The sequence below is a fragment of the Desulfotalea psychrophila LSv54 genome, from assembly GCF_000025945.1.
Taxonomy (GTDB): domain Bacteria; phylum Desulfobacterota; class Desulfobulbia; order Desulfobulbales; family Desulfocapsaceae; genus Desulfotalea; species Desulfotalea psychrophila.
This window is the reverse complement of the sequence record NC_006138.1, coordinates 1574069-1599744: the sequence shown is the minus strand read 5'-3', so window position 1 is coordinate 1599744 and position 25676 is coordinate 1574069. Positions and strand designations below refer to the sequence as shown.

The following is a 25676-nucleotide window of genomic DNA, read 5'->3' as shown; positions in this document are numbered from 1 at the left end:
AACGGAGAGCTAAGCAGAGACGAATTAACCGACAGAAGAAGAAAGGGGAAGGAGATGATGTACCTTGGAGAGACAGCTGCCATTGGCGCTGCACTCTGCTGGTCCTGCGCAGGAATGATATCCGTTGGTCCCTCAAGGGCCATGGGGCCTATTGCCTTTAACAGACTACGCATGTCACTGACTAGCCTAATGCTCCTTGGCATGGCCTTTTATACAGGTGGCATCTACTCCCTGAACGGGGAGACAAGCCTCTACCTGATTCTCTCCTCATTTTTTGGGATTTTTCTGGGAGACACCCTGGTCTTTATCACCATAAATCGACTGGGGCCAAGAAGAACAGGTATTCTCTTTACCACCAACGCCCCCATTACCGCCCTATTGGGTTTTCTCTTTCTCGATGAAAAGATAACAAAGCTCAGTCTCTGTGGGGGAATCACGGTAATCTTCGGCACCATGTTGGCCATTTACTTCGGCCATAGCAAAAACCAAACACATCCCTGGGAGGCAGTACGTGGCGCTCTGACCACCGGCCTTATTTTGGGAATACTAGCGGCAAGCATGCAGGCAATGAGCAGTATCATCGCCAAACCCGCCCTGGCAGCAGGGGTTGATCCCCTGGCAGCTGCGACCCTGCGCACTCTGGTTGCAGCCATCCTCCTCTGTCTCACCCTGTTTTTTCCCCAGGAGATTTTCCACTCAAGGATACGCATAACAGGCAAAATAATAGCAAGAACCGCCCTCTCCGGACTGGTTGGCATGGCCCTCGGCATGACCTTTTTTCTCTATGGAATTGCCAACGGACCCGTGGGCATCATCGCCATCCTCTCCTCCCTCTCCCCGATATTCATCCTGCCACTAATTTGGATAATTACAGGAGAATGCCCTAAAATAGGGGCATGGTGCGGAGCGATAGTTGCCGTAATTGGTGCGGCAATAATTTTTTCCGGCGGATAAGGTCTTCCGGAGACAACAGATAAGAAGCAATGATAAATTTTTCCAATAAGGACTCGTTACAATGAAGATAGGCATCCCCCGAGAAATAAAAGCCCAGGAAGGCCGCGTTGCCCTTCTGCCTCGTCACATCAAGACCCTCATCGAGGCAGGGCACACTGTTTATCTAGAAAAAGACGCCGGTCTTCTCTCTGCTGCCAGTAACGAAGACTATGTGACTGCAGGCGCAATCCTGGTTGATACAGCCGCAGAGCTTTTTGAGCAGGCAACCCTGATTGTCAAGGTGAAAGAGATCCTCGAACCAGAATTTGCCCTTCTCCGGGCAGACCACATCATCTTCACCAATATTCATGCAGCCCTCGATGCAGAACAGCTTGATGCCCTCCTTACGGCAAAATGCCTTGCCATCTCCGCCGAGAACACCCATAAATTTGGCTCACCCAACTGCCCTCTGGCAGGCGAGGTCGGCGCATTCGAGGCCATTCGCATGACCATGGCCCAAAACGGCGGCACCGGTCGCCACTTCATGTCCCACTTCGGCGAGCCTGCCGCCAAGGCCGTGGTGATCGGTCTCGGCAACGTTGGTCAGGGCTCCCTGCGCACCCTGGTCCCCTTTGGTATTCGCACCGTTGCCCTTGATATCTATGAGGGTGCACGCAAGTCTATTGCCATGCAATACCACAATGCCCCCGTGACAGTGGGAGACGTCAGTGAGCTTGAAGACCATATCTATGACGCTGATATGATCATCAACTGTGTCCTCTGGCCAAAGCATCGAAAAGACCATCTCATCCCCAGATCCATGCTGAAGAAACTGAAAAGAGGGGCCTGTATCGTTGATGTCTCCTGCGATACGGCGGGTGCCATCGAAACAAGCAGGGCTACCTCGTGGGCCGACCCCGAATATACGGTGGATGGTATTCGCCACTTTGTCGTTGATAACATCCCGGGATCTGTCCCAGTTACCGCCTCCGCCGGCTATGGAGAGGCAATTCTTCCTAAGATTTTGGCTATCGCAGATAAGGGCGCCGAACAAGCCATAAGAGAGGATGAGTGGCTGGCAAAAGGACTTACCTGCATTGGAGGCGAGCTTATTTTAGAAGAAGCTGGTATATATCAAAATAAGCCTTTTACCCCTCTTTGTGACTGGGTAAAACGTTCAGTGTAAATAGCTTTTTATGCTATTCTCAAAAAAACAGAAAAAAAGACTGGACAAGACCAGACTTTTAGTGCATTATAGCACGCAATGCCACCACGGTGGTTTGACCTAATAAGCTTCGTCTAGCGCTGCCCCGGCAGCAACAAGTCTAGACTTTTATAGTTTGGTAGCTAGGTCTATGCAACAGAGAATCACGAACTCCGCCAGGCCTGGAAGGGAGCAACGGTAGTGACACTCTCTGTGTGCGTAGGTTGCCTAGCTACCATTTTTTTTAGGCTAGCCAATCGGCATCTTCACGAATCAGGTGTTTTATGTCATATCTTGTACTCGCGAGAAAGTCCCGCCCCCAAACATTCGACCAGGTTATCGGTCAACGCCCCGTTGTCAAAACTCTACAGAACAGCCTTGCTCGTGATCGCGTTGCCCATGCCCTTATCTTTTCTGGCGTGCGCGGTGTCGGCAAAACCACTCTGGCCCGCCTTATGGCAAAGGCCATTAACTGTGAGCACCGGGACAACAACAATAACCCCTGTAACAAATGCCTCTCCTGCCAGGAGATAACCGCCGGATCCTCACTTGATCTTTACGAGATCGATGGCGCATCCAACCGTGGTATCCAGGAGATCCGCGAGCTCAAAGAAAAAATTCGTTTTCTCCCCACCTCTGCCAAATACCGCATCGTTATCATAGATGAGGTACATATGCTAACCACGGAGGCCTTCAACGCCCTCCTCAAAACCCTGGAAGAGCCACCGGAACATGTCTATTTTATGTTTGCCACCACGGAAATACATAAAATACCCATCACCATCCTCTCCAGATGCCAGCAATATGAACTCAAACGCGTTTGCGCAGATGATCTGTCCGGCCACTTTGAACGCCTCATAGGAGAGGAAGGCAAGGAGATCGAAAAAGAGGCCCTGGCCCTCATCGTTAGAGAGGCAGCAGGATCTGTTCGTGATGGCCTCAGCCTCCTCGATCAGGTACTCAGTTTCAGCGAAAGCTCTGTGACCACCTCGGATGCAATCGAGGTATTGGGGCTCATCGACCGCGAGGTACTGATGAACCTCGACCCAAGCACTCTTGGAAGGAGATCCCTCCACCGCCATTCTTGCCCTTGAGCAAATTTTTCGCTTCGGCATGGATATCAAAAGATTCTGCACCGATCTTATCGGCCAGTTCCGCACCCTCCTCCTCTGCAAGATAAATGGCTGCAGACCACTGATTGACCTCCCCGACGAAGAGTTCAACAAGTTCAGCCAAACCGCCAAGAACTACACAGCAGAGACACTCCATCTCAAGATGAACATGCTCATTGAGATGGTGGAGAATATCGGCAGATCAAACCAGCCACGACTGATCCTTGAAACAACCTTTCTCAAAATGATTGAAGCAGGGAATGTTGTACCGGTAAGCCAACTGCTAAAAAAGCTCGACACCATCCTGGCAGCAGAAAGAGGAGAGGCAAGCACGAAGGCAATACCAGCGAAACCAACAGGACAAGAGATAGCACCAGGCAAAAGGGAAACAAGCCCGCCTCCCCCGCAGAAAAAAAAAGAGCATAATCCAGCCGAAGAGATAATTCCACTCCCGGAAGAGCCCCCGGAGTTTCAACAGCGAAGGCCAACGGCCCCCCGGGAGTTCCAACAGCGAACGCCAGCAGCACCCCCAACACCGGCAAAAAAGGCTCCAAAGCCCGCTGAAAAGCCTAAGCCAGCAACGAGAATCAAGACGGACTGGAAAAACTTCCTTGCCTATGTACAGGAAAAGTCCAGCTGGATGGCTCCAGCGCTGAGCCATGTTACCCAAGTAGAAGAAGAGGGCGGTAGCCTCCTCCTCCACTACGATGATGCCATCAACTGCACCATGGTACGCAGACCAGAACATTCTGCCGAGCTCAAACAATTTATCCTGGATTTTTACGATAAAAATCTTATCATAAAATTTATCCTGCCAGAGGAGAAGAAAAGCACCTCCTCCAATACCCAAAACATCCGGCATGAACTTATGCACGACCCTCTCGTTATCGCCACAGCAGAAATATTCAGAGGGACCGTTGGCGACATACGAGTTACCACTAAAAAATAATCCCACAGAGTGAAGAAAATGGATATCAGCAAATTGATGCAACAGGCCAAAGATATGCAAGGCAAAATGGCAGCAATACAGGAAGATCTTGCCAAAAAAATTATCACCGGCAGCGCTGGCGGTGGCATGGTTGAGGTACAGGTCAACGGCCAGGGAGAGATCCTTGCCATAAAGATAGAGGACGCCCTCATCAATACCGACGAAAAAGAGATGCTTCAAGATCTTGTCACAGCTGCCACCAACGATGGCCTCCGTCGTGCCAAAGATCTGAGCAAACAGGAGATGGGCCAGCTCACCGGCGGCATGAACCTTCCCGATCTCACCAACTTCTTATCCTAAGCAGACCGAGTATCTCCCTGTCATCCTCACGGGACAGGGAGGCGCAAGCACAAGGCCAAAAGGCCAATATCTCCGAAGCATTAAAGAGTTAGAGGCAGCAAAGAGCCAAGATCTGATTCTCCCACCGCAAAAGCTACGCTAACAATATGTTCTCATCCTCTTTTCTTTCATGTTTTATCTTGACATCACCGGCAATTCTTGTTAAAAAAACTCGGTCGACGTTTTTCCTTAAACGTCACAACTGGAAGGCAACGTAAGAAGTGTGGACAGGCGCGTAGCTCAGTGGGAGAGCGCCACCTTGACGTGGTGGATGTCGGCGGTTCAATCCCGCCCGCGCCTACCAGTTTTATAGGCTAAAGTAACAACTTTTCTTTCAGAATTGTTGATCTTTGGCCTTTATTTTTCTATAGACCCGAAAAAACTCATGAGTGACATAACTGTTACCATTGCCGACGGTGAGTCGACACAGGTTCCTATATCAACGACCGTAGGCGAAGTGTTCGTAGCACTTCAATCCAACAAACAACGCAAGCGTACCGTGGCTGCCATTCTTAATGGTGAGGTTGTTGATTTCAACACTCCTCTGAGCACCGACTGCACCCTCTCTCCTGTCACTATCGACAGCCCAGAGGCTCTAAGCGTTCTTCGTCACAGCACAGCCCATATTATGGCTCACGCTGTTCGGGATATTTATGGCTCCGATGTTAAAGTTGCCATTGGTCCCTCCGTCGACAACGGCTTCTATTACGATTTCCTTCGTAGCGACCCTTTTACTCCCGAAGATTTCGAAAAAATAGAAGCCCGCATGTTGGAAATTGTCCGTACGGGATCTCTTTTTGAAAAAACCCTCTATTCAAGTGCCGAGGCAATTGCCCGCTTTGAAAAAGAAGAGGAAAAATATAAGGTTGAACTGATTCAAGATCTTGATGTTGAAGAGGTATCTATCTACACGGTTGGCGATTTTGCCGATCTCTGTCGTGGACCGCATCTGCCATCAACCTCTTTTATTGGTGCCTTCAAGCTTCTCCGTGTTGCCGGTGCCTACTGGCGTGGTGATGAGAAAAAAGATGTACTCCAACGTATTTATGGAACTGCATTTTTTGACTCTAAGGCGCTTAGAAAACACCTCAACAACATTGAAGAGGCGAAGAAGCGTGACCACCGCAAGCTGGGTAAAGAGCTTGAGCTCTTCACCATGCAGGATAGCATTGGCCCAGGGTTGCCACTCTGGTTGCCCAAGGGCGCTCGTATGCGTCACCAAATAGAAGAATTTTGGAAGGCTGAGCATTACAGGCACGACTATGAATTGCTCTACACTCCACATATAGCCCGTCAGGATCTCTGGAAGACCTCAGGTCATCTTGATTTCTACGCAGACAGCATGTATGCAGGAATGGATATTGATGGCGTAACATACCAAATCAAGCCCATGAACTGCCCTTTTCATGTTGGTGTCTACAAGGCTAAAAAACGTAGCTATCGCGATTTCCCCCTTCGCTGGTGTGAGCTTGGTACCGTATATCGTTATGAACGTGCAGGCGCACTTCACGGCCTTATGCGAGTTCGTAGCTTTACCCAGGATGATGCCCATATTTTCTGTAGACCGGAACAGCTTGAAGATGAGATTTTCAATATCCTTGATTTCAATCTCTTCATCCTTAAATCCTTCGGCTTTAGCGAATATGACATCTACCTCTCTACCCGCCCCGAGAAGTCTGTGGGTACCGACGAGAATTGGGATAAATCGACAAACGCCCTGAAACTTGCCCTTGAAAAGAAAGGTCTCAAATATGAGATCGATCCGGGCGAGGGTGTTTTCTATGGCCCTAAAATTGATATTAAGATCAAGGATCAACTTGGTCGTAGTTGGCAGTGTTCTACCGTTCAGGTAGACTTTAACCTTCCCGAGCGTTTTGAGCTCAGCTATGTAGGTTCTGACAACAGCGAACATCAGCCCATCATGATTCACCGGGCCCTAATGGGATCGCTTGAAAGATTTATCGGTGTCCTTATCGAGCACCATGCAGGGGCATTCCCGCTATGGTTCTCTCCGGTACAGGCACGCATCTTAAATATTACAGATGATCAAATCGAGTACGGTGAGAAGGTTTATGCTGAGTTACGCGCCGCTGACATCAGGGTTGAAAAAGACCTGCGTAACGAGAAATTAAACTACAAAATCCGGGAAGCTCAGCTCGTAAAAACGCCTTATATGCTTATTATTGGTGACAAAGAGAAGGAAGATGGCACTGTCACTGTTCGCATGCGTAATGGCAAGAATTTAGACCCTATGACGGTGCAGGAATTTGTTGCTCTAGTGCTTGAAGAATGCCAGCACAAAGGTGATGCGTAACTTTTTCTGCATCTAATATAATTTTTTGCATGAAAGATATTCGTAACTACGTTATTCTAACTATTTTCTGTTTAGGCATGAATAGTTTTGCATAGTGGCTAAAATTATATTAGTTAGACAGTAAATTTGCAGATCATACCTGATGCAGGTATAGTTTTAAACAAACAAGGCACGCTGGCTCCCTTTAGAAGAGCCAGAGCACAAAGATAAACTCGTGGACTCGAGGAGGGTAAAGCTATTAACAGGCGAGGTAGACACGCACCAGTTCAACAGGAAGCCAAAGCACAGATCAACGACAAGGTTCGTTTCCCTAAGGTACGCCTTATCGGAAGTGACGGAGAACAACACGGTGTTATGACCTCCGACCAGGCAAAAGAAATTGCCTACGGAGAAGGACTTGATCTTGTAGTTGTTTCTGACAACGCTGAGCCACCTGTCTGTCGCGTAATGAACTATGACAAGTTCCGTTATGAGCAGAAGAAGAAGCAGCAGGAAGCAAAAAAGAAGCAGACTACTGTTGAAACTAAAGAAATTAAGTTTCGTCCCAAAACAGATGAGCATGATTTAAACTTTAAAATTAAAAATGTTAAAAAGTTTTTAGCTCAGAAAAATAAAGTGAAACTTACCATGCGTTTTCGAGGCCGGGAGATTGTCTATTCACAGACCATCGGACTTGAAGCCATGAATAAAGTTGTTGAGGCTCTCGAAGGCGAGGCAGTTATTTTGCAACGACCCAAGATGGAAGGTCGTCAACTCGTTATGTTTGTGGGCCCCAAAGCATAAATTAGACGAACCAACTCTTTTGCTGCTTTTTTTGTCAAAGGGGTTGGTATTGTTTTGTGGTAGCAAGTTATTGGAATATAAGTTTGAGCCCCGTTAAGCTCATTGTCACATAATACTAGCGCTGTTGTATGTTTCATCCGTCTTCAGCATTTGCTTGAATACGCTCTCAACAGTACTGCTTATTGAAGCACAAAGGAGTATTTATCATGCCAAAGATGAAAACTAATAGAGGCGCAGCTAAGCGTTTCAAGAAAACTGGTTCAGGAAGAATTAAGCGTGGTAAAGCGTTTACCAGCCATATTTTGACCAAGAAATCTACCAAGCGTAAGCGTTCTTTACGTCAGGCTGATCTTGTTTCCTCAGCTGATGTTAAAAATATTAAGAAAATTCTCCCTTACATGTAATCTCAATAGCAATATTGAGCAGTACCTGAAAGAGACAATTAGATTTTAGTTTATAATTCCTACACAAACTATCTGTAGGATGAAGAATAAGGAGTTTATTCATGCCACGCGTTACACGAGGATTTAAAGCTCGCAGACGAAGAAATCGGGTTCTCAAACTCGCTAAAGGTTACAGAGGCGCCCGTTCGCGTCTATTTAAGACAGCTACCGAGGCCGTTGATCGCGCCCTTTGCTACGCATACCGTGATCGTAAGCAACGTAAGAGAGATTTTCGTCGTCTTTGGATTACCCGCATCAATGCTGGTGCCAAGATGAACGACATCAACTACAGCAGATTTATCGGTGGTCTCGCTAAAGCTGGTATTGAGCTTGACAGAAAAGTACTTGCCAACTTGGCAGTACTCGATGCTCCAGCTTTCACCAAGCTGAGTGTTATCGCTAAGGAAGCAAACGCTTAAGAGCTTTTTGGCTTTTATGTAGGGTTTTAAACTCAACGTTTGCCTCTCTACAGTTTGTTGCTTCCTGTCTGAAAACAACAAATAGTGTGTGTTTTGTGTATGCCGGTTCATGGTTTTTTCCGTGAACCGGCATGCTGTTTCATTGACATTCATCGAACAAAAAGGGATTACTTGAAAATTTATTTTCAACATTCCCCCACTACCTTTCTGGAATTATGGAACAAGAGCTACAGAACCTTGAGAACGAAGCCAAGGCAAGCCTGACCGCCATCTGCGCGAGTGAATCACTCGAAGAATTCCGTATTAAATATCTTGGTCGTAAGGGACTATTTACTACGGTTATGCGTCAGCTTGGATCTGCTCCTGCAGAAGATCGCCCCCGCCTTGGCCAACTCGCCAATACAATTAAAGCCCAGTTAGAAGAGCAGTTTGAAGAGAAGAGATCCTCTCTTTCCCAGCAAACCTCGTCTTCCGATACCTATCAATCTCTTCCAGACTTAACTCTTCCTGGTCGTCAACCTGCAGCGGGAAATCTTCACCCTGTAACTCAGGTTATGCAGGAAGTTTGTGCCATCTTCGAGGCCATGGGTTTTTCTGTGGCAGAAGGGCCAGATGTTGAGCAAGATTACTATAATTTTGAGGCACTTAATATCCCGGCTCACCACCCGGCCAGAGATATGCATGACACCTTCTATGTAAGTGGCTCCACCCTGCTTCGTACCCATACTTCGCCTATGCAGGCTCGGGTTATGGAAAAGCAAGATCCACCACTGCGCATGATCGCCCCCGGTAAGGTATATCGTTGCGACTCCGATATCACCCATACCCCGATGTTTCATCAGGTAGAGGGTCTCTTGGTTGACAAGAACATATCCTTTGCCGATCTCAAGGGTGTCCTCACCCTCTTTTTGCAAAAAATATTTAAACAAGACCTTCCTGTAAGATTCCGTCCAAGTTTCTTCCCATTCACCGAACCAAGTGCAGAGGTTGATATTGCCTGTGTTATGTGTGGCGGAAAAGGATGTCGCGTTTGTAAAAAGACTGGCTGGTTGGAAATTCTCGGCGCTGGCATGGTTGACCCAGAAGTATTTAAAATGGTTGGTTATGATCCAGAAGTGTACAGTGGTTTTGCCTTTGGACTCGGTATCGAGCGTATTGCCATGCTCAAGTACCGAATCGATGACATACGACTATTTTACGAAAACGACCAACGTTTTCTCTCACAGTTTTAACACCTTCCCCAAAATACACATGCCATGAAGTTTACGCTTAACTGGTTACAAAAATATGTAGATACAACGGGACTCACTCCAACCGAGATAGCTGACAAGCTGACCATGCTCGGTCTTGAGGTTGATAGTGTTGCGCCAATCTTTGAAGAGCTGGCAGCACTAAAGACAGGTCTTGTAATTTCCTGCGAAAAACACCCCGATGCAGACAAGTTAAGTCTGTGTCAGGTACAGGTTGGTGACGATACTCACCAAATTGTCTGTGGTGCCCCGAATGTTCGCGAGGGACTTGCCGTTACCGTAGCCCTACCAGGTGCTGTACTCCCCGGTAACTTTAAAATCAAAAAATCCAAGGTACGTGGTATTGCCTCAGCAGGCATGCTCTGTTCTGAGCGTGAGCTGGGTATCGGTGAAGACCACGATGGTATCATGGAGCTTCCCGAGGGCATGGCCCATGGTCAGCGATTCATCGACGCCATGGAACTCAGCGATACCTTTATCGAAGTAGATCTCACCCCCAATCGTCCTGACTGTGCCTCTGTTATTGGTACTGCCCGGGAAATTGCCGGTAAGATCGGTCGCCCTCTGCAGATCCCGGTAAAGGATCGACAGATAGAGGCAGAGTCTCGTGATTTTAGCGTAGAGGTGGAGTCATCTGAACTCTGTCCACGTTATACGGCCAAGCTCATCAAAAACGTAACGGTTGGCAAATCACCCTGGTGGTTGCGTAAACTTCTTGTTTCTGTGGGCATGCGTCCGATTAATAACATCGTTGATATCACAAACTTTGTTATGCTCGAATACGGTCAACCCCTGCATGCCTTTGACTTTAAGAAGGTCGCTGGTAACAAGATTGTTGTCCGTCTGCCAAGAGAAAATGAGACAGAAATCACTACCCTTGATGGCACAAAGCGAGAAATCAGCGCCGAGATGCTTCTCATCTGTGATGCCGATAAACCCATTGCCGTAGCCGGCGTTATGGGTGGGGCAAACTCCGAGATCGATGCTGAAAGTACCGATATCCTCTTAGAGAGTGCCTGTTTCAACCCCGTCTCTGTACGTAAGACTGCCAGAAACCTCAAACTCCCCTCCGAGGCATCATATCGCTTCGAGCGTGGTGTTGATCCGGGTGGGGTTGTTAATGCCCTTGATCGGGCCGCAGAGCTCATCGCCGAGATTGCGGGCGGAGCCCTCTGTTCTGAAGGCATCGACAACTACGATGGCAAGAAAGCCGTTGAAGTGCAAAGATTTTCTATATCCAGAACCTCTTCCCTTATTGGCGTTGAGTTTAGCGGAGAAGAACTGACGGCAATGCTCACCTCCATTGAAATGGTGGTGGAGAAGGATCCTGAGAATGAGGATATCCTGCTGGTCACCGCTCCAACCTTTCGTATCGATATCGAGCGCGAGGCAGATTTGGTGGAGGAAATTGCCAGAATCTATGGTTATGACAATGTGCCCACCGCAACCCCACTGGTAGCTCTAAGTTACCCGGAGCAGGACGACGACCGCCTCAAGCGTTATCCTCTTGCCCTAAAACTTACCAGAATAGGCTTCAACGAGGCCATTAACTATAGTTTTGTCACTGCTCAACATGCTGACATGCTTCAACTCAGCGAGCAGGACTACCGTCGCAAGGTAGTCACCCTTCTCAACCCTCTCAGCGAAGAACAGGCCGTTATGCGGGCCTGCCTCCTACCGAGTCTGCTTGAGAATGTAAAACGTAACATCAGCTTCCAAAAGACTGCAGTAAAACTTTTTGAGATCGGTAAGATATTCCTCGCCCAGGGTGAGGATGTTCAGCCAATTGAGCGTCAGTGCATCACAGGTGTCCTCTCCGGCAACAAATTTGGAGAGAGCTCTTCGCTTTATTTTAAGAGCGCAAATGTCGATATTTTCGATGCAAAAGGCACTGTTGAGTTTATTTTATCAGAAATGGGACTCACAGACCTTGCAAATAATGAGAAAATCGAGTTTACAGTACCGCCTGAAGGTGCGCGTGAGCCTTTTTCAACACAAGACTATGCCCTTACCATTCACCTTGGCCCCAATGTACTTGGTACCATCGGAAAGGTCGAAGAAGAGGTGTTGAAAAGCTTCGGTATCAAACACGAGGTTTACTATTTCGACCTCAACTTTGATGCGCTCTGCGCGCTTAGCCCACAAACCAAAGCCTTTAGTTCACTACCTGTGTACCCTGCAGTAAAGCGTGATATTGCTCTGGTTGTGCCAGCAAGCATATCCGCAGGTGAATTACTTGCTACAGTGCGGTCAAGCCGAGACAAGCTCATGGAATACGCAGAGATTTTTGACGTATTCGAGGGCGGCAAGATCCAGAAAGGATATAAGAGCGTTGCGGTATCTATTACCTACCGCTCTCAAACAAAGACACTTACTGAAAAAAATGTGGAAAAATCCCATTCAAAAATAGTAAGTTTACTGACAGATCGATTTGGAGGGAGTTTCCGAGATGCATGACCAAACAAATTTAACCCGTAAAGAAATAGCCGAAGAACTCACAGGACAACTTGGCTATTCTCAGAACATCTGTTCCGAGATCGTTGATAGCTTTTTGGGAAAAATGAAAGATGCTTTAATTGAAGGTGAGTCCATCAAGTTGGTACATTTTGGTACCTTCACCGTTCGTGATAAAGCACCACGTACCGGTCGTAACCCACGTACCGGTGAGCCCATCACCATCACCAAGCGCCAGGCGGTTAGTTTCCGTCCAAGTAAGAAGCTCAGAGAGCAAGTTAACGAGTAGATCTCTTTCTTACTGCACCATCCCTGTGTATGGAGCTTTCAACTGAAAGCTCCATACACGGTTTCCCCCCTCTTGCTCCACCTCTTCTTTTTTCTGTATAATTATTTTGCCGATAACGAATAAGCTCATTATCCCTTTTTTCAGATTTTTATGGACCTTGGCAATAAAAATCCCCACTAAGCCATATTTTAAGATTGGTGAGGTAGCTAAAATTGCTGGCTTCCACCCATGTCCTGCCTTACTGGAAGTCTCAATTTCCTGCTCTCACTCCAGACCTAACCGCTCAGGTCAAGGCCTCTAACCCCATGAAAAGATAAATCTCATTCTCCATCCCCAGGATCTCCTTCATCACCGTGCTTTCACCATTACCAAGGCACACAGCAGGTTCTTTGCAACACCTTCCCAGCTGGCCATCACCGCCCCTCTCATCGCCCACCAAAGGCCAAAGCCATTTGCCAAATATTCAGAAAATTTACAGGATTTGCAAAGGGAGATGCACGACCTGAAAAAACTCCTCGATAAGGACTAATATTCTATTGACTTACAGGACCACAAATGGTAAAAAACTCCTGTGTCGGAATGTAGCGCAGCCTGGTTAGCGCACTTGTCTGGGGGACAAGGGGCCGGAGGTTCGAATCCTCTCATTCCGACCATTATTTGCATAGGGCCTTAAGAGCTGATAAAGCTTTTAAGGCCCTTTTTTTGTTTTACGTGCAAGATAAGTGCAGAGGACGCACAAAAAACACTCGTTCTCACCTCCCCACCCATTGTTTCTTCAAAATACCCGTATTAACCACCCTATAGAAAATATTCATCCACACTTAACGTTCCTCCATATATTGACAGGATAGCTCCAACATGTATATTATTAGGCTATGAAATTCTCAACCATAAATAGAAGTTTACTTGAAGGGATAGGGAGTATTGCCGACATACTTTCTTCTAACATTGCAGAGGAAGATCTCTACGAAATCAAGTTAACAATGCGAAAAGTTTCTATCGAAAAGTCTTGGCTAGAGGTCAGCCACGACCTGGATGAATCGTTTGATTGCTTATGTCAAATAAAAGAAAAAGTACACTAGAAAATTTTATAGACCTTTGTTTCTCAGACCTTCCTTGGTGGCTTTACCTTGTTTGTGCACTTCTTTCTTTTACCTTGCTGCATTACTTTGCAATAAAACCACTTCCCCCGCCTCAAATGGGAATAGAGGGGCTCTTTGCCTCTATCCTGCCTCGTGTTCTACAAACAATTGCTATATTTGGACAAGTTGTCGTGCCTTTTTCTCTTGTTATTGGAGCTATCCAGTCATTGTTCAAAAAATTTCTCTACAAAAGAGCAACTAAAACTGCTTTTGAAAAAGAATCTGTGACCGAATTAACATGGCAAGATTTCGAATATTTCACAGGAGAATATTTTAAAAATCAAGGCTACAGGGTAAAAAACAACATCAAGCAAAGTTCTGATGGTGGGGTTGATGTTTGGCTAAAAAGAGACGAGAAAAAATATATTGTTCAGTGCAAACACTGGAAGGTCTATCGAGTAGGAGTTACTGTTATCCGTGAAATATACGGTGTTATGCAGGCTCACCATTTAGATGGTGCATTTGTAGTCACGTCAGGAACATTTACTCATGAAGCAATAGAGTTTGCTCGCTTATCTGGGGTAGTTTTGATTGATGGGACAACATTACAATATGACCAGAATCAACCTAAAAAGCAGAGCTTCACATGGCAACAAAAGACTATAATTGCAACATGTTGCTTGGTCATATTTTTAGCAATTCCCCTTTTTTTACCAAGATTTTCACAGCTACAGCCACCCACTAAGCATTCAATTCAAGTAGCACCATCTGTGCAAAATGTCACGCCACAGCCAAACATAACAGAAAAATCTCAAAAAACTGCTTTTCACCAAGCAGAAAGGGAACCGGAAATAAAAACATTAGCAGAAACCACTGAAATCTGTGCATGGACAACTGCCAAAGGCAATACCTACTGTGCCTACAACAGATATCAAATACCTGCTAAAGGATACACAAAACTTGTATATCTCTATCTCAGTAACAATAAGGAATACACATGGCGGGATCAAAGCGGAAAGACGATAATAGCAAAAGGATACCCAGTCACTTACAAAAATGATTTTTTACAACTCATCAGCATCAAATAAAAAGATCTGCTTCACGGATTTTTTCCATTCCCCCAAAAAGCCACACCCTTATCAGGGATCTAGACAACAGATCGAAAGTTCAAATCCTCTCATTCCGACAAACGATTTCAAGCACTTACAGTTTTTGCTGTAGGTCCTTTTTTGTTTTAAGTGCAGAGGGTGCAGGAAATGCACAAAAAACAGCCCACTCCCACCCCATTCCTCCCTTGAAAAATCTTTTATCCCTCTTGCGTATCAATATAGGTTTTGGATTATTATAAGACGGAATAAGAGCTAATATCGACGGGGTACAAAATGGGGTACAAATACTTTCCCTTGGTGGCACTCCGACCAGCAACACCTCAACAGAATGTTCATGGTTGGGGCATCCTTTTGCCTCGTAATACCCGCTAAGAGGTCCTGTGAGCGCCCTACTTTCTTTTGGCACCCTGTGCCCTCCATATGTAGAATTCTGTGCTATATGAACATACCTACCTGTAGCACAGTCCCCTGCTTGCCCCTGATACTATTTTAATCAGCATGCTGGCCGCCTTCTCCCTATCCCTGCCGTATAAGACAACCTGCATCGTCTTCCTGTTACCTGATTAGAGGTGCGCTTCTGAATATTCCCTATGAGAGGATAAGATGTTGGCCGATAGCCCTGTCTGCGGGTGTGGCTGTATGCTTGCAGAAGCCAGACCTCTTTGAGTTGATGTTGCTTTTTTGATATCATCCATAGTGGATGCAGGTCTGTATTTGTCGGCGGTTGGGTCAGGCAAGGCCAGAAAAAAATCTGGCTCATGCGGGAGATTGTCCGGTTATTGCTCTTTATTGAATGGCGTCAGGTTAACAGCATATTATCAGGATAGAAATCGCCTTGTCAGGTTGACTTCGGCTGAAAGATATCCCGTTTCTGGACGATATTTTTTTATGCGAATGGAGTTTTGGGGGTACACATGCATGAACCAATAAAATTACCAACCCTTAATGATGATGAATCTCGTCAGCTTACTGATTGCATGGTGGTCGCGGCAAACAAACTTAATACTGTTCATGAGATCGATAATTTTGCAGTAACTGGTTGGTTGCCTGACGAGTTCTTCGAATTGCTTCAAGAGTTTTACAGTATTTATGATAATTATATTTACCACAATACCGTCGAAGCAAACCTTGAAATCGCCTGCCATTTAACTTGTGATCGATGCTGTAAACAGCCAGTCCGAGGGCTTTACTCATTTGAGATCATATCTCTCTATCGTAGGATACGACAATTTGAGGACTACAAAGATATCCACAAACTTCTTGTTGAGTATGCTTCCGAATTTCAGAAAGCAGTTCAGGCTCTTCTAGAACCTGGAATAACTACTATTCCAAGCGACCATCCAGTGATATATGAAGCTCACTATAAGCTATCGCAAGAAGGTAAGCCATGTCCGCTACTTTTCAATCGAACCTGCAGGATATATGAGCAACGACCTGTCTTATGCAGGGCGTACCATAGTCTTACGAGTCCATCTTTATGTACCACACCAGAAGGTAAAACATTCCTTTTGGAACCACCTAAACGTGTCGATAAGGTTCTTCGGTCGTTGAGTAAACGACTCCAAATCCCGTCTGGTAATGATCTTACGTCCGGCTTACTCCTATTTGGGGCTGATCAAAAGTTTAGGCCGTGGAAACTATGACAACCTTACTGGACTTCTAAAAAGCGCATAACAACAGCACTCAAGCTGAAGAAGAAAACCGATTTATGGCATATAGTGGGTGGATAGCTTTCCGCTGCGCCCCAATTGCCCGGTGCTGCGGGCCTTATCGCAGCCCAACCCTTGTAACAATCTGTTTCTTCTGCCAGCATAGGCAATGGCCCCATCCATTCCACACCCGTGCCTCTCTTTTTCATTTTTATCCCGATGTTGCTGCATAATCTTCGCCAACCAATCGTAGCGGACCCCGCACGTACACCTAAAGGTGCTTAACTATTGCTCATAAAAAAGTAATAGTGTAGGACAGTGGTTGGAGACTGTTAGCACACCCCTTTGTAAGGAGGGTAGCCGTGGGCGCTTAGGTTGGAGTGCTGTAAGTTGATTGGTAAGGCTGGCAGGATCATGGATGAAAAAGCATTATCAAATTGTGATTTGGGATGATATCAGGAAAGTGAAGAATAACTTGTTAGGTGTAAAAAATGGAACTACTATATATAATTCTGGGTGCATTATTGGCTGTGGGAGAAAGTTTTTTGCCCAAAGAAATCAAGAGTCAATTAATAAAAAAAAGCAAGATGAAGCATTGCTCATACAAATCAATCAAGTCTTATTAAACTATCATGCATCTAACAGTGTTTTGCAAAATTCCTCCAATGAAGAGCCAGAGTTTCAAAAAAGACAACATCAGTATGAAATAATTTGTCATTTAGAAAAAAAAAATCTAACCTAACGTTACAATTAAAATCTAAAAATCACAAAACGCTGTCAGTACATTTAACTAAATTTGCTTTAGATTTGCCTATTAGATCAGAAAAAAACTTATATTCTCTTACTCGTAATGTACAAGAATGTATAAATAAAAATCTAATTCAACAGTATGAAAAAGAAATGATTAAAAAACCAGATAAATTATAAAAACATCTAACCAGTCGTTCGAGCTGCTCGACTGAAAGCAGCACTCGAACCAGGGCGCGAACCTACTGTTTGGGTCAACTAAAAAACAGCATCTTTAGGCCAACAATATGTTATAAAAAGTCTTTTTTCGATATCAATCAATGTTAGGCATATGGTAAATGTGCTATTCGACTAAACCTATCAAACTGAAAGATGATGCTGGCCTGTCAATAACCACTAGGGAGAGCGAAATAAGCCCAGTTTTAAGTGCAGGCTAACAGTGCGTTCGCGCCCTGCACTCGAACGCCGTAATCGGCGCCGCTCAACTTAGCGTTATATCCATAAGTGAATAACTTAAATCTAGAGTTACTATGAGTGAATTGAAATTAGAAGAATCGATAGTCCAAACTATGGGACAAAAGCTTGAAGGTACTGGAACTAACCTAGCTGAGATAGCGGTAGATTCCGTATTGGAAAATGGTTTTTTAAAGGACATTCCAATAGTAGGTTCTGCCATAGCTATTTTCAAGACTGGTATTGCGGTAAAAGAAAGGCAGTATGTAAAAAAACTTATCCGTTTCCTATCTGAGCTAAATAAAACTAATGAGGAGGCGCGGCTTCGGTTTATTGCTGAGGAAATGCTTGAGGCTGAACAACGAGAAAGATTTGGAGAAACTGTATTATCTCTTATTGAAAAAGCTGATGATTCAAGGAAATTCGAATTGTACGCAAAAGTATTTGAACGTCTTTTCATGAATCAATGTAATTATGATGAAACTATTCGTATATGCCTGATGATTGAGCGCTCATTTTATGGTGATTTAAAGTACATCGTTGATTTTTCAAATGGTTGTCCAAATGACCAACTTACTGCTGGAGAGCTTTATAAAGTAGGTTTTTTAAGCTTCGGCGGCATTGATGGTGGGGTAGCTGGAGAAGAAGATTCAGGTGGGGTTATATACACAAAAAATAAGTACGGAGAAATACTAATTGAAATCATTAGCCATTGATACAACAAGTCGTTAAACGCGGACACGTAAACGGCTGTCATCGTTTTTGCAAAAGAAAAAGAGTAAAAACAATAGCAACCTATGCGCCAGTTAACGAAGCGTTAGGCTTATCTATAGTTCAGTGTACGGAGCTGTTATATGTATCTCAAAATTGGAAAAGAGTTTGCTGACAGTGATTTCTATTTTCTTACAGAAATGCTAGAACACCTTGATTTTAAAGTTAAAGCTATTAACAATGAAATAAGCCTTTCTGCTGATCCTGATTCAGATAGATTATGCGACAAAGGTGAATATTTTATCGGTGTAGGGTTTTCACTAATTCAACGATATATTTCAAGCACATACCCTCAATTAGATGTTAGAAAAGATGATGCTTTAAAGCTAGGCAAAAAAATAACAGATGAGCTTTCGTATATTAAAGTAATAAATGCGGGAGCAAATTATTGGAAACACCAAGATGGGTGGGGTTTAATTAATTGTGTTACACGAGATATAAATGCACTTAATAAAAGTGCTAAATACACAATAAATACAATAAAATTATTAACCCCATGGGGCCTTGTTGCACAAATAGAAGTTGCGAGCATTGTTCGATGATGTTTTCTTATAACATAGAGCATTGGAGGATACAGGGGAGAGAGCAGGGGAAAGATCAAAAATTGGTCGGAGTATAAGGGCACTGAAGTAATGATGTTAACGTTTTGGGTGGACAAAAAAGCGATTGAAGCTTTAAACAAGATTACCGCTTTTGGAATGCCTGTTCGAGAGACTGTTTGCTAAGATGTAATGGAGTGGAGGGAAGATGATTTTCTGCCCTCATGATTTATGCAACAAGGCCGTGTAGGATCGAAAACCGGCTCCCGCTCACCCACTTTTCAAATTTTAATATCTTGCGCTTGCTGTCCACCTCCAGCATAATGTACTTTGTTTCATCTCACTAAAAAATCATTTTGTAGAGAAAAGGTAATGAGTAATGATTAATAGCAAGATATATAAGGCCGTCTATACCCTGTCTGAAAAGCTCATGCATGCGTCTAAGCAAAAGAGTGAAAAGGAATTTGATAGGCTCTATGCAGAACTCAAGGCTATTTGCATCGATAACGAAAATACCGCCAAAGATCACCCTGAACAGTGGGAAACACTTGCGGATTTTACAGAAAATTTGGAAGTTGCCGTAACTGGCTACGAAAAGGCCCTGGAGAAGGCAATCGCTATAAATTCAAAAGACCATATGTCTTCAATTGCATACTCTATGGCTACATTACAGGTAGAATTAGGTCGAACTGACGAAGCTCTCAAGAATCTCCAAGAAGCCAAAATTAGTGCGAATAAAATTGTAGATAAAGAACTTCAAAGGGAAATAGATGAGCTGCTTAAAAAGCTCTTAGCAGAATAGGCCAGCCTTAGGTTGCCAACCAAGCAGATACTCATAATAAATATTAGCGCACATACCAAGGCGCTGTTTGGGATGCGCTTCGCTGGTTGCCAAGAGATTTGTGCTAACATGAACCTATGCAGAGTATCACCCGCCCCTAATGCCCAACTCATTCCCATGCTCCCGGGTGGGATGGTACTCTCTGAAAACAGTAATCAATCCAAGGAATACCCATGTCATTTGCCATTTTAGGCTTGTGTGATGAACTTTTGCAAACCGTCGCAGAGCAAGGATACACCACTCCATCACAGATACAAACGGAAGCTATTCCAGTGGTGCTGAATCAGCGTGATGTTATGGCGGTGGCACACACTGGCACGGGAAAAACGGCTGGCTTTACCTTACCTATGGTACAGTTATTGTCTGGTGGCGATAGTCCACAGCCATGCACAGTACGTGCGCTTGTTATTACACCAACCCGTGAGCTTGCAGCTCAAGTTGCCGAAAGTGTTCAAACCTATGGCAGCATGATGAATATTCGCACTGGCGCAGCATTTGGTGGAGTAAGAATTGAGCCACAGATAGCCAAACTACAGGCTGGTCTAGATGTGCTTGTTGCAACACCTGGCCGTTTGCTTGATCTTTATAATCAACAGGCAGTGAGCTTTGACGCACTTAAAATATTGGTACTCGATGAAGCAGATCGTATGTTGGATTTAGGCTTTATCGACGATATCCGTCACATCCAAACATTACTTCCAGCCAAGCGTCAAACTTTGATGTTCTCAGCTACATTTTCAGAAGAGATCAAGTCACTTGCAGGGGGCATGCTACATGATCCTGTTTTGATTGAAGTGGATACCGATAAAAATATTGTCGATTCCATTAAGCAGAAAATGCATCCTGTAGATCAGGAACGAAAGAGTGCATTATTGATTCACCTAATTAAAAAGTACAATTGGCAGCAACTTTTGGTCTTTAGTCGTACCAAGCGTGGAGCCGACACCTTAGTTACTCAGCTCAAAGAAGCTGGCATTAATGCCGAATCAATTCATGCCAACAGAACCCAATATGCACGGACACGTGCCTTAGATGGTTTTAAAAACGGGAGTGTTGTGGTATTGGTCGCAACAGATATTGCCTCTCGGGGCATTGATGTTCATCAACTACCGTGCGTGATTAACTTTGATCTCCCCTATGTAGCAGAAGACTATGTGCATCGCATTGGTCGTACCGGCCGTGCTGGTACCTCTGGCTTAGCGGTTTCATTTTTCAGTGAAGATGAAGCTCAGCAACTCGCCTCTATTGAGAAGCTGATTGGCCGTAAATTTGAACGTGATATCGTCCAAGGTTTTGCGCCGAGCAAGAAGCCAGCAGTAGTGTTATCAGATGAAGATGAGGAGTATGGTAATTTTGAACCTGATCCACCTCGGCGTAAAGGTAAATCTAAGGGGCAGGCAGGAAAACCCGCAAAAACAAAACGCAAGCACTGGAAAGAATATCTTTAAGCCAGAGACCACTGCTTTAACGGCGTTTAATAGTTATCAGGTGGGGATTTATCAGAAAGAGAGTGTCTCCCCTTCTTTGGGGTAGGTCCAATCACGTGAGTACTCTGCAAAACAAATAAGGGCTTAACAGTTTTACCCAACTGTTAAGCCCTTATTTCACTCCAGGGTTCCTTTTACGGAGCAGCAGCAAAACAACACAAGAAGACATTTTACTCAATATCCCTACAAGTACCTAACACCTCCAATACATAATAATTTTGTCCGTCAGAAATTATTATGAGCTAATACTTCCGCCCGGGAGCATAGGAATACGGAATCATCTTAATGGATAACACTCCTCGCCTATTTTCCTTCCCCGTCATGAATTCGCCAAAAGACGCTGGCTGAAAAATAAGTCGTCGACCGTTTTTCCGCAGTTGCTAAAAGCTGTTCCTCCCCAGAAAGCTCACTTTGTTCGTTAAAAAGGGGTTTTATTGTAATTTGTGTCGCTATTTTGTCAGCTTTCGAATATGTTCCCGCTTTTTTAAGGTTGACACTATGAGCTTTACAAAGAAAGAGCAGTTGAAAGATCCCAATTATCTTCCACCTCTTCACCTGGCTATCCCCCTTGGCATCCAGCATGTACTGGCGATGTTTATCTCAAATATCACCCCGGCAATTATCATCTCCCTGGCCGCAGGATTCACCTTTGGTTCTCCTGAGATGGTCTATATGATTCAGATGGTTATGACCTTTGCTGGTATCGCCACCCTCTTGCAAACCGTGGGACTTGGTCCTGTTGGCGCCCGCCTACCCATTGTCCAAGGTACTTCATTTGCCTTCCTGCCAATCATGATCCCTTTGGTTAAAATTGCTGGAATTTCGGCTCTTTACGGAAGCATTATGCTCAGTGGCATTTTTCACTTTTTCCTTGGCACAGTTATTGGCCGAATCCGTAATTTTTTGCCGCCCCTGGTAACAGGAATTGTGGTGCTTACCATTGGTCTTTCATTAATTCCTATCGGTATTCAGTATGCAGCAGGTGGCGTACCGCTTATGGGAACCGAGGAGTTTGGCTCCATGCAACATTGGGGACTCTCGCTTACCGTTCTTTTTGTTACCCTGATCCTAAAATTTTTTGGACGGGGCATGCTCTCCACCGCCTCGGTTCTTATTGGTCTTATCGTAGGCTATCTTGTCGCAATATCCATGGGAATGGTCAACTTTTCCCATATCGAAAACGCAGCCTGGTTTGCAATGCCTACTCCACTGCACTTTGGTTTTGAACTGAGCCTAAGCAGTGTCTTTGCCATGTCACTGATGGCTTTTGTTTCCGCCATTGAAACCGTGGGCGATGTCTCGGGGATAACCCAGGGTGGCGCTGGCCGTGAAGCAACCGAAAAAGAGATTGCCGGGGCAACCATGGCCGATGGGCTTGGCACAACCTTAGGTGCTTTTTTTGGCGCCCTTCCCAATACCTCTTTTTCACAAAATGTTGGCCTTGTCTCCATGACCGGGGTGATGAGTCGTCACGTTGTAACTATTGGCGCTCTTTTTCTGATTATGGCGGGACTTGTACCAAAGGTGGGAGCAGTTATTTCGGCGATGCCCATTGCTGTTTTAGGCGGAAGTGTGATTGTGATGTTTGGTATGGTGATCTCCGCTGGCATTAATATGCTCAGTGATGTGGTATGGAATAAGCGTAATATGCTTATCCTCGCCCTGGCTCTCTCCATAGGACTTGGTTTTCAGGCAGTTCCGGAAGCGCTACAACATCTTCCTGGAACCACCAAAATCCTCCTTACTTCGGGAATTCTTCCGGCGGCTCTTATTGCCATTATTCTCAATATGATTCTGCCAGAAGAGTTGGGGTAACTTTGTTATAGAGTGGCGAGAGATGCTTGGTGCTGCTTGCCCGTGAAGCAGCACTATCCCCGTGCCACCCCAAGACAAATGCCCATGGAGGGCTTAAAAACACCGCGCCTTTTACCAATCCGAATTAATTTGCCTTGTTATATTTATTTCAAAAATTTTATAGCATCTTAGCCATGATCCGCTGCTCAAAATCTTGCGAAGCCTGAATTTAGTTGTTTACCTGATTGGTTTTATCAAGCCCAAACTGTTCAATAAGTTCTTTCGCCTCTTCAGTAATTTCAAAGTAGCAGGTCAAACCAATTATATTATTATCAGTATCGTTTTTGCCAACTTGGCTTATAATGTGCTTATCTATAAGACCAAGAGCTACAGGGTCGTCATTTGACATTTCAATCATCTTTTTTTCTTGAACAAAAAACTCTCTTAATATCGATTTTTCGCGATCATCCCAAGTTGACGTTAAGGCTTTGGCATCACGACTATTTTTTTAGAGAATCTTTTTTATGTTCATTAATTTCAGCTTCAACAATTTTTTCCTGGTAGTTCTTTTGATAGTTTTTATATGCCATATTCAGTAGGTTCAAAACAAAAAAACCTAACGAGAAAAGAAAGACAACAGTAACCCATTTTTTATAATCCTTCTCAAACGAAATAAGCTCTAAATCAGTTAAAAAAGATTCAGTTAAAAACAAGAACATGCCACTAATGATACAGGTAAGAAAAATATACAAGGTAGGTGATTTTATAAATTTTGCTATTGCTGATATATCCATTTATTGATGATCTCCGAAAAATAAGGCCTCATTAAGAGGCAAAGTTGGCTAAAATTAGCGATGAAGGGGCAAGGTGGCCCTATTTATTGCTATCTCTTTTGCAAAAAATGGGCAAGGTTGCGGAGTCGGTTGGATGGCCTTGTGGCCTTATTGCATAAAGCATGAGGGAAAAAAACTAGCTCCTCTCTCTGCCCCACTCCGGCCAGTTTTCGATCTTTCTCCTGCTGTCTCCCCTGCATCCTCCAATGCTCTATGTTATAAGAAAACATCATCGAGCAATGCTGACAACTTCTATTTAAGCAACAAGGCCTGCCACTATCTATAATGTGACTGATGGCTTGCCGAGAAAGTCTTGCTGGCCTGTAATGGGCTGTGCTGGTTTTCATGACTGATCCTTGCCTTAGGTCTATTGTTTCGCTAAAATCTAGGAGTGACTGTTTTATAGAATTGTCTCGCAAACAGTGAAAAAAGCCAAGCCCATAAAATGGTGATAATGACATAAGCAAATACTTTGAGGTGAAGTTTCACAAGCACTATATATTAACGACCTCATCAGTGGATCTTGAGCGAATTCGACAAGAGGGAAGTGAGAAATTTCTGGCAGCGAAAGACACATCCAGAGCAAGAGGTTCTGTCGCGATATCCGGTTAAAAAACCGGTATCATGGCTGCCTTGGCAAATTGTGTTTTGAGATGATATCAGAAAACCGGATAACAATTTGTTTGACAGAGGGCTTATGAAATACATAATCAGTCATAGATGTTTGTTATGTTGGAGCGTATTCTGTACCTTAATTATAGTAATGATGACCGGCTGTATGTCGCGAGACGAAAAGACCATGAATAAAGAGCAATCATTCATAGACAAAATCTTAACTGAACCAGCTTATGATAGCGAAGGTTTTATCGATTACACCTATAATGATCATACCTACAAATTATGGTACGGCAGAATTGGCTCCGGCAGTGCCCCTCCAGCCTTGGTTCTGCACGGCGGTCCCGGAGGAAATCATCATAATCTGGTAGCGTTTCAGGCATTGAGTGATGAACGCCCTGTAATCTTCTACGATCAACTGGGCTGCGGAAAATCAGAGCGGCCGGAGAATCCGTCCCTGTGGACTGCAGAACGATATTTTGCTGAGGTGAAAGCGATTCGGGATGGTCTGAGCTTGAAGAAGTACCATTTAATTGGTCATTCATGGGGAACCACTCTGGCTGTCGGATTTGCTGCCAAACACCCCACCGGCATATTGTCCATTTCTCTCCATAGCCCAATACTGAGTTTTCCCTATTACAGCACTCATGTTGCCCCGGCACTTAAGCAGGGCTTGAGCTGCCTCAATGGAAAAGGCGGACAGGTGATAGATGATTATGAGTTGAGGGGCTTAGGAACAAAGAACGACTACGACGCAGCTTGCCTGGAGTTCAGTAAGAAGCATGTTACCCACACCTGGCCATTACCTAAGGCAATGCAGAAATTGATTGCCGCACGAAGTGCCGCAATCCACGACACTATGGTTGCCAGCGGCTCGGAATTGAATGTGCTGGGAACGCTAAAAACGATCGACGTAACCTTGCAACTGTCCAAATTGAATGTTCCTATTCTTATGACTTGCGGAAGCGACGATCTGTGTACGCCAGCCTATACAAAATGGCAGTCTGGATTTGCCAATAATCCTCAGTATTACATCATAGAGGGAAGCGCCCACATGACCCCTGTGGACAGACCATTGGAACTCCTCGAACGGCAACGGATTTTCTTTAAAGAAGTGGAAAGCCTGTCGAACAGCGGCATGGGCAGGACGCGCTAAGCCGCGCCTGTGACGCGATACCCGTCCCCTCCAGAGTAATCTGCTTCTGCCGCGACTGCCTGATGAGCAGAG

General features: G+C 44.8%; 24 protein-coding genes, 2 tRNA genes, 1 other RNA gene and 1 pseudogene. 24 read left to right on the top strand and 4 right to left on the bottom strand.

All coding sequences use genetic code 11. The features are described from left to right. Window positions 1–54: 54 nt before the first annotated feature. The 16 genes from DP_RS07295 to DP_RS16710 all read left to right on the top strand — a co-directional run bounded on the left by DP_RS07295 (window position 55) and on the right by DP_RS16710 (window position 14698). Window positions 55–954 carry a DMT family transporter gene (locus DP_RS07295; RefSeq protein WP_083818945.1) on the top strand — a complete coding sequence of 300 codons (900 nt, stop codon included), beginning with the start codon at window positions 55–57 and terminating at the stop codon, window positions 952–954. Window positions 955–1015: 61 nt separating this feature from the next. After that, on the top strand, window positions 1016–2119 hold the full coding sequence (locus DP_RS07290; protein WP_011188673.1) for an alanine dehydrogenase: 1104 nt from the start codon (window positions 1016–1018) through the stop codon (window positions 2117–2119). Window positions 2120–2278: 159 nt separating this feature from the next. Beyond that, window positions 2279–2374, top strand: an RNA gene (gene ffs, locus DP_RS17400) — signal recognition particle sRNA small type. A 47-nt stretch (window positions 2375–2421) separates the two neighbouring features. Beyond that, window positions 2422–3231 carry a DNA polymerase III subunit gamma/tau gene (gene dnaX / locus DP_RS07285; RefSeq protein ID WP_011188672.1) on the top strand — a complete coding sequence of 270 codons (810 nt, stop codon included), beginning with the start codon at window positions 2422–2424 and terminating at the stop codon, window positions 3229–3231. Next, window positions 3194–4198 carry a DNA polymerase III subunit gamma/tau gene (locus DP_RS16715; protein WP_011188671.1) on the top strand — a complete coding sequence of 335 codons (1005 nt, stop codon included), beginning with the start codon at window positions 3194–3196 and terminating at the stop codon, window positions 4196–4198. Before dnaX ends, DP_RS16715 begins: the two co-directional genes overlap by 38 nt. A gap of 18 nt (window positions 4199–4216) precedes the next feature. Then, a complete protein-coding gene (locus DP_RS07280; RefSeq protein WP_011188670.1) occupies window positions 4217–4537 on the top strand; it encodes a YbaB/EbfC family nucleoid-associated protein in 321 nt (106 codons plus the stop codon). A gap of 268 nt (window positions 4538–4805) precedes the next feature. Next, window positions 4806–4880: transfer RNA gene (locus DP_RS07275), tRNA-Val, on the top strand. Between the two features lie 81 nt (window positions 4881–4961). Then, window positions 4962–6890: a threonine--tRNA ligase gene (thrS, locus tag DP_RS07270; protein ID WP_041278463.1), complete on the top strand. Its 1929-nt coding sequence runs from the start codon at window positions 4962–4964 to the stop codon at window positions 6888–6890. Window positions 6891–7127: 237 nt separating this feature from the next. Beyond that, window positions 7128–7673, top strand: a complete 546-nt coding sequence (gene infC, locus DP_RS07265; protein WP_083818944.1) for a translation initiation factor IF-3 — start codon at window positions 7128–7130, stop codon at window positions 7671–7673. A 206-nt stretch (window positions 7674–7879) separates the two neighbouring features. Next, a complete protein-coding gene (rpmI, locus tag DP_RS07260) occupies window positions 7880–8077 on the top strand; it encodes a 50S ribosomal protein L35 (protein ID WP_041277749.1) in 198 nt (65 codons plus the stop codon). 101 nt (window positions 8078–8178) lie between these two features. Further along, entirely contained in the window at window positions 8179–8535 is a 357-nt protein-coding gene (gene rplT / locus DP_RS07255; RefSeq protein WP_011188666.1) for a 50S ribosomal protein L20, read from the top strand. A gap of 215 nt (window positions 8536–8750) precedes the next feature. Next, window positions 8751–9767 carry a phenylalanine--tRNA ligase subunit alpha gene (gene pheS / locus DP_RS07250; protein ID WP_011188665.1) on the top strand — a complete coding sequence of 339 codons (1017 nt, stop codon included), beginning with the start codon at window positions 8751–8753 and terminating at the stop codon, window positions 9765–9767. 24 nt (window positions 9768–9791) lie between these two features. Beyond that, complete coding sequence (pheT, locus tag DP_RS07245) at window positions 9792–12242, top strand: phenylalanine--tRNA ligase subunit beta (protein WP_011188664.1); 2451 nt, start codon at window positions 9792–9794, stop codon at window positions 12240–12242. Then, window positions 12235–12528, top strand: a complete 294-nt coding sequence (locus tag DP_RS07240) for an integration host factor subunit alpha (protein ID WP_041277748.1) — start codon at window positions 12235–12237, stop codon at window positions 12526–12528. Before pheT ends, DP_RS07240 begins: the two co-directional genes overlap by 8 nt. A gap of 575 nt (window positions 12529–13103) precedes the next feature. Continuing rightward, window positions 13104–13181 (top strand) — tRNA-Pro (locus DP_RS07235). Between the two features lie 401 nt (window positions 13182–13582). Continuing rightward, window positions 13583–14698, top strand: a complete 1116-nt coding sequence (locus tag DP_RS16710; RefSeq protein WP_049785029.1) for a restriction endonuclease — start codon at window positions 13583–13585, stop codon at window positions 14696–14698. Window positions 14699–14813: 115 nt separating this feature from the next. Here DP_RS16710 and DP_RS07225 read toward each other — a convergent pair whose 3' ends face one another. Further along, a complete protein-coding gene (locus tag DP_RS07225) occupies window positions 14814–15125 on the bottom strand; it encodes a hypothetical protein (protein ID WP_011188661.1) in 312 nt (103 codons plus the stop codon). A 593-nt stretch (window positions 15126–15718) separates the two neighbouring features. Next, a complete protein-coding gene (locus DP_RS18510) occupies window positions 15719–15913 on the bottom strand; it encodes a hypothetical protein (RefSeq protein ID WP_228130179.1) in 195 nt (64 codons plus the stop codon). Here DP_RS18510 and DP_RS19160 point away from each other — a divergent pair. The 7 genes from DP_RS19160 to DP_RS07185 all read left to right on the top strand — a co-directional run bounded on the left by DP_RS19160 (window position 15820) and on the right by DP_RS07185 (window position 23021). After that, window positions 15820–16362, top strand: coding sequence for a YkgJ family cysteine cluster protein (locus DP_RS19160; protein WP_407637895.1), 543 nt, complete (start codon window positions 15820–15822; stop codon window positions 16360–16362). The genes DP_RS18510 and DP_RS19160 overlap by 94 nt on opposite strands. A gap of 424 nt (window positions 16363–16786) precedes the next feature. Beyond that, window positions 16787–17110 (top strand): hypothetical protein, encoded by a 324-nt coding sequence (locus DP_RS07210; protein WP_041277745.1) that lies wholly within the window; start codon window positions 16787–16789, stop codon window positions 17108–17110. Between the two features lie 535 nt (window positions 17111–17645). Further along, the gene (locus tag DP_RS07205) at window positions 17646–18284 is read left to right on the top strand and encodes a hypothetical protein (protein ID WP_011188657.1); all 639 of its coding nucleotides are present in this window, start codon (window positions 17646–17648) and stop codon (window positions 18282–18284) included. Window positions 18285–18422: 138 nt separating this feature from the next. Beyond that, window positions 18423–18881, top strand: a complete 459-nt coding sequence (locus tag DP_RS16705; protein ID WP_011188656.1) for a hypothetical protein — start codon at window positions 18423–18425, stop codon at window positions 18879–18881. Between the two features lie 376 nt (window positions 18882–19257). Beyond that, a complete protein-coding gene (locus DP_RS07195; RefSeq protein WP_011188655.1) occupies window positions 19258–19680 on the top strand; it encodes a hypothetical protein in 423 nt (140 codons plus the stop codon). Between the two features lie 212 nt (window positions 19681–19892). Then, complete coding sequence (locus DP_RS07190) at window positions 19893–21167, top strand: DEAD/DEAH box helicase (protein ID WP_011188654.1); 1275 nt, start codon at window positions 19893–19895, stop codon at window positions 21165–21167. A 537-nt stretch (window positions 21168–21704) separates the two neighbouring features. Continuing rightward, window positions 21705–23021: a uracil-xanthine permease family protein gene (locus DP_RS07185; RefSeq protein WP_041277744.1), complete on the top strand. Its 1317-nt coding sequence runs from the start codon at window positions 21705–21707 to the stop codon at window positions 23019–23021. 208 nt (window positions 23022–23229) lie between these two features. Here DP_RS07185 and DP_RS18775 read toward each other — a convergent pair. Further along, window positions 23230–23457, bottom strand: a pseudogene (locus DP_RS18775) (super-infection exclusion protein B); the annotation flags it as partial. A gap of 43 nt (window positions 23458–23500) precedes the next feature. After that, complete coding sequence (locus DP_RS18770; protein WP_011188651.1) at window positions 23501–23794, bottom strand: super-infection exclusion protein B; 294 nt, start codon at window positions 23792–23794, stop codon at window positions 23501–23503. 838 nt (window positions 23795–24632) lie between these two features. Between DP_RS18770 and DP_RS07170 the strand changes: the two genes are divergently transcribed. Beyond that, window positions 24633–25604, top strand: coding sequence for a proline iminopeptidase-family hydrolase (locus DP_RS07170; protein ID WP_011188649.1), 972 nt, complete (start codon window positions 24633–24635; stop codon window positions 25602–25604). Window positions 25605–25676: the final 72 nt, after the last annotated feature.

Excerpts from the sequence above, each read along its gene's own strand:
- DP_RS07190 (WP_011188654.1), top strand. The coding sequence starts at position 19,893 with ATGTCATTTGCCATTTTAGGCTTGTGTGATGAACTTTTGCAAACCGTC.
- DP_RS07195 (WP_011188655.1), top strand. The coding sequence starts at position 19,258 with ATGATTAATAGCAAGATATATAAGGCCGTCTATACCCTGTCTGAAAAG.
- dnaX (WP_011188672.1), top strand. The coding sequence starts at position 2,422 with ATGTCATATCTTGTACTCGCGAGAAAGTCCCGCCCCCAAACATTCGAC.
- DP_RS07280 (WP_011188670.1), top strand. The coding sequence starts at position 4,217 with ATGGATATCAGCAAATTGATGCAACAGGCCAAAGATATGCAAGGCAAA.
- rpmI (WP_041277749.1), top strand. The coding sequence starts at position 7,880 with ATGCCAAAGATGAAAACTAATAGAGGCGCAGCTAAGCGTTTCAAGAAA.
- DP_RS16710 (WP_049785029.1), top strand. The coding sequence starts at position 13,583 with ATGTCAAATAAAAGAAAAAGTACACTAGAAAATTTTATAGACCTTTGT.
- DP_RS07240 (WP_041277748.1), top strand. The coding sequence starts at position 12,235 with ATGCATGACCAAACAAATTTAACCCGTAAAGAAATAGCCGAAGAACTC.
- DP_RS07205 (WP_011188657.1), top strand. The coding sequence starts at position 17,646 with ATGAGTGAATTGAAATTAGAAGAATCGATAGTCCAAACTATGGGACAA.
- DP_RS07295 (WP_083818945.1), top strand. The coding sequence starts at position 55 with ATGATGTACCTTGGAGAGACAGCTGCCATTGGCGCTGCACTCTGCTGG.
- pheS (WP_011188665.1), top strand. The coding sequence starts at position 8,751 with ATGGAACAAGAGCTACAGAACCTTGAGAACGAAGCCAAGGCAAGCCTG.
- DP_RS18770 (WP_011188651.1), bottom strand. The coding sequence starts at position 23,794 with ATGGATATATCAGCAATAGCAAAATTTATAAAATCACCTACCTTGTAT.
- DP_RS07170 (WP_011188649.1), top strand. The coding sequence starts at position 24,633 with ATGAATAAAGAGCAATCATTCATAGACAAAATCTTAACTGAACCAGCT.
- DP_RS07290 (WP_011188673.1), top strand. The coding sequence starts at position 1,016 with ATGAAGATAGGCATCCCCCGAGAAATAAAAGCCCAGGAAGGCCGCGTT.
- DP_RS07185 (WP_041277744.1), top strand. The coding sequence starts at position 21,705 with ATGAGCTTTACAAAGAAAGAGCAGTTGAAAGATCCCAATTATCTTCCA.
- DP_RS16705 (WP_011188656.1), top strand. The coding sequence starts at position 18,423 with ATGTATCTCAAAATTGGAAAAGAGTTTGCTGACAGTGATTTCTATTTT.
- DP_RS18510 (WP_228130179.1), bottom strand. The coding sequence starts at position 15,913 with ATGAGTAAAGCCCTCGGACTGGCTGTTTACAGCATCGATCACAAGTTA.
- pheT (WP_011188664.1), top strand. The coding sequence starts at position 9,792 with ATGAAGTTTACGCTTAACTGGTTACAAAAATATGTAGATACAACGGGA.
- DP_RS07210 (WP_041277745.1), top strand. The coding sequence starts at position 16,787 with ATGAAAAAGCATTATCAAATTGTGATTTGGGATGATATCAGGAAAGTG.
- thrS (WP_041278463.1), top strand. The coding sequence starts at position 4,962 with ATGAGTGACATAACTGTTACCATTGCCGACGGTGAGTCGACACAGGTT.
- rplT (WP_011188666.1), top strand. The coding sequence starts at position 8,179 with ATGCCACGCGTTACACGAGGATTTAAAGCTCGCAGACGAAGAAATCGG.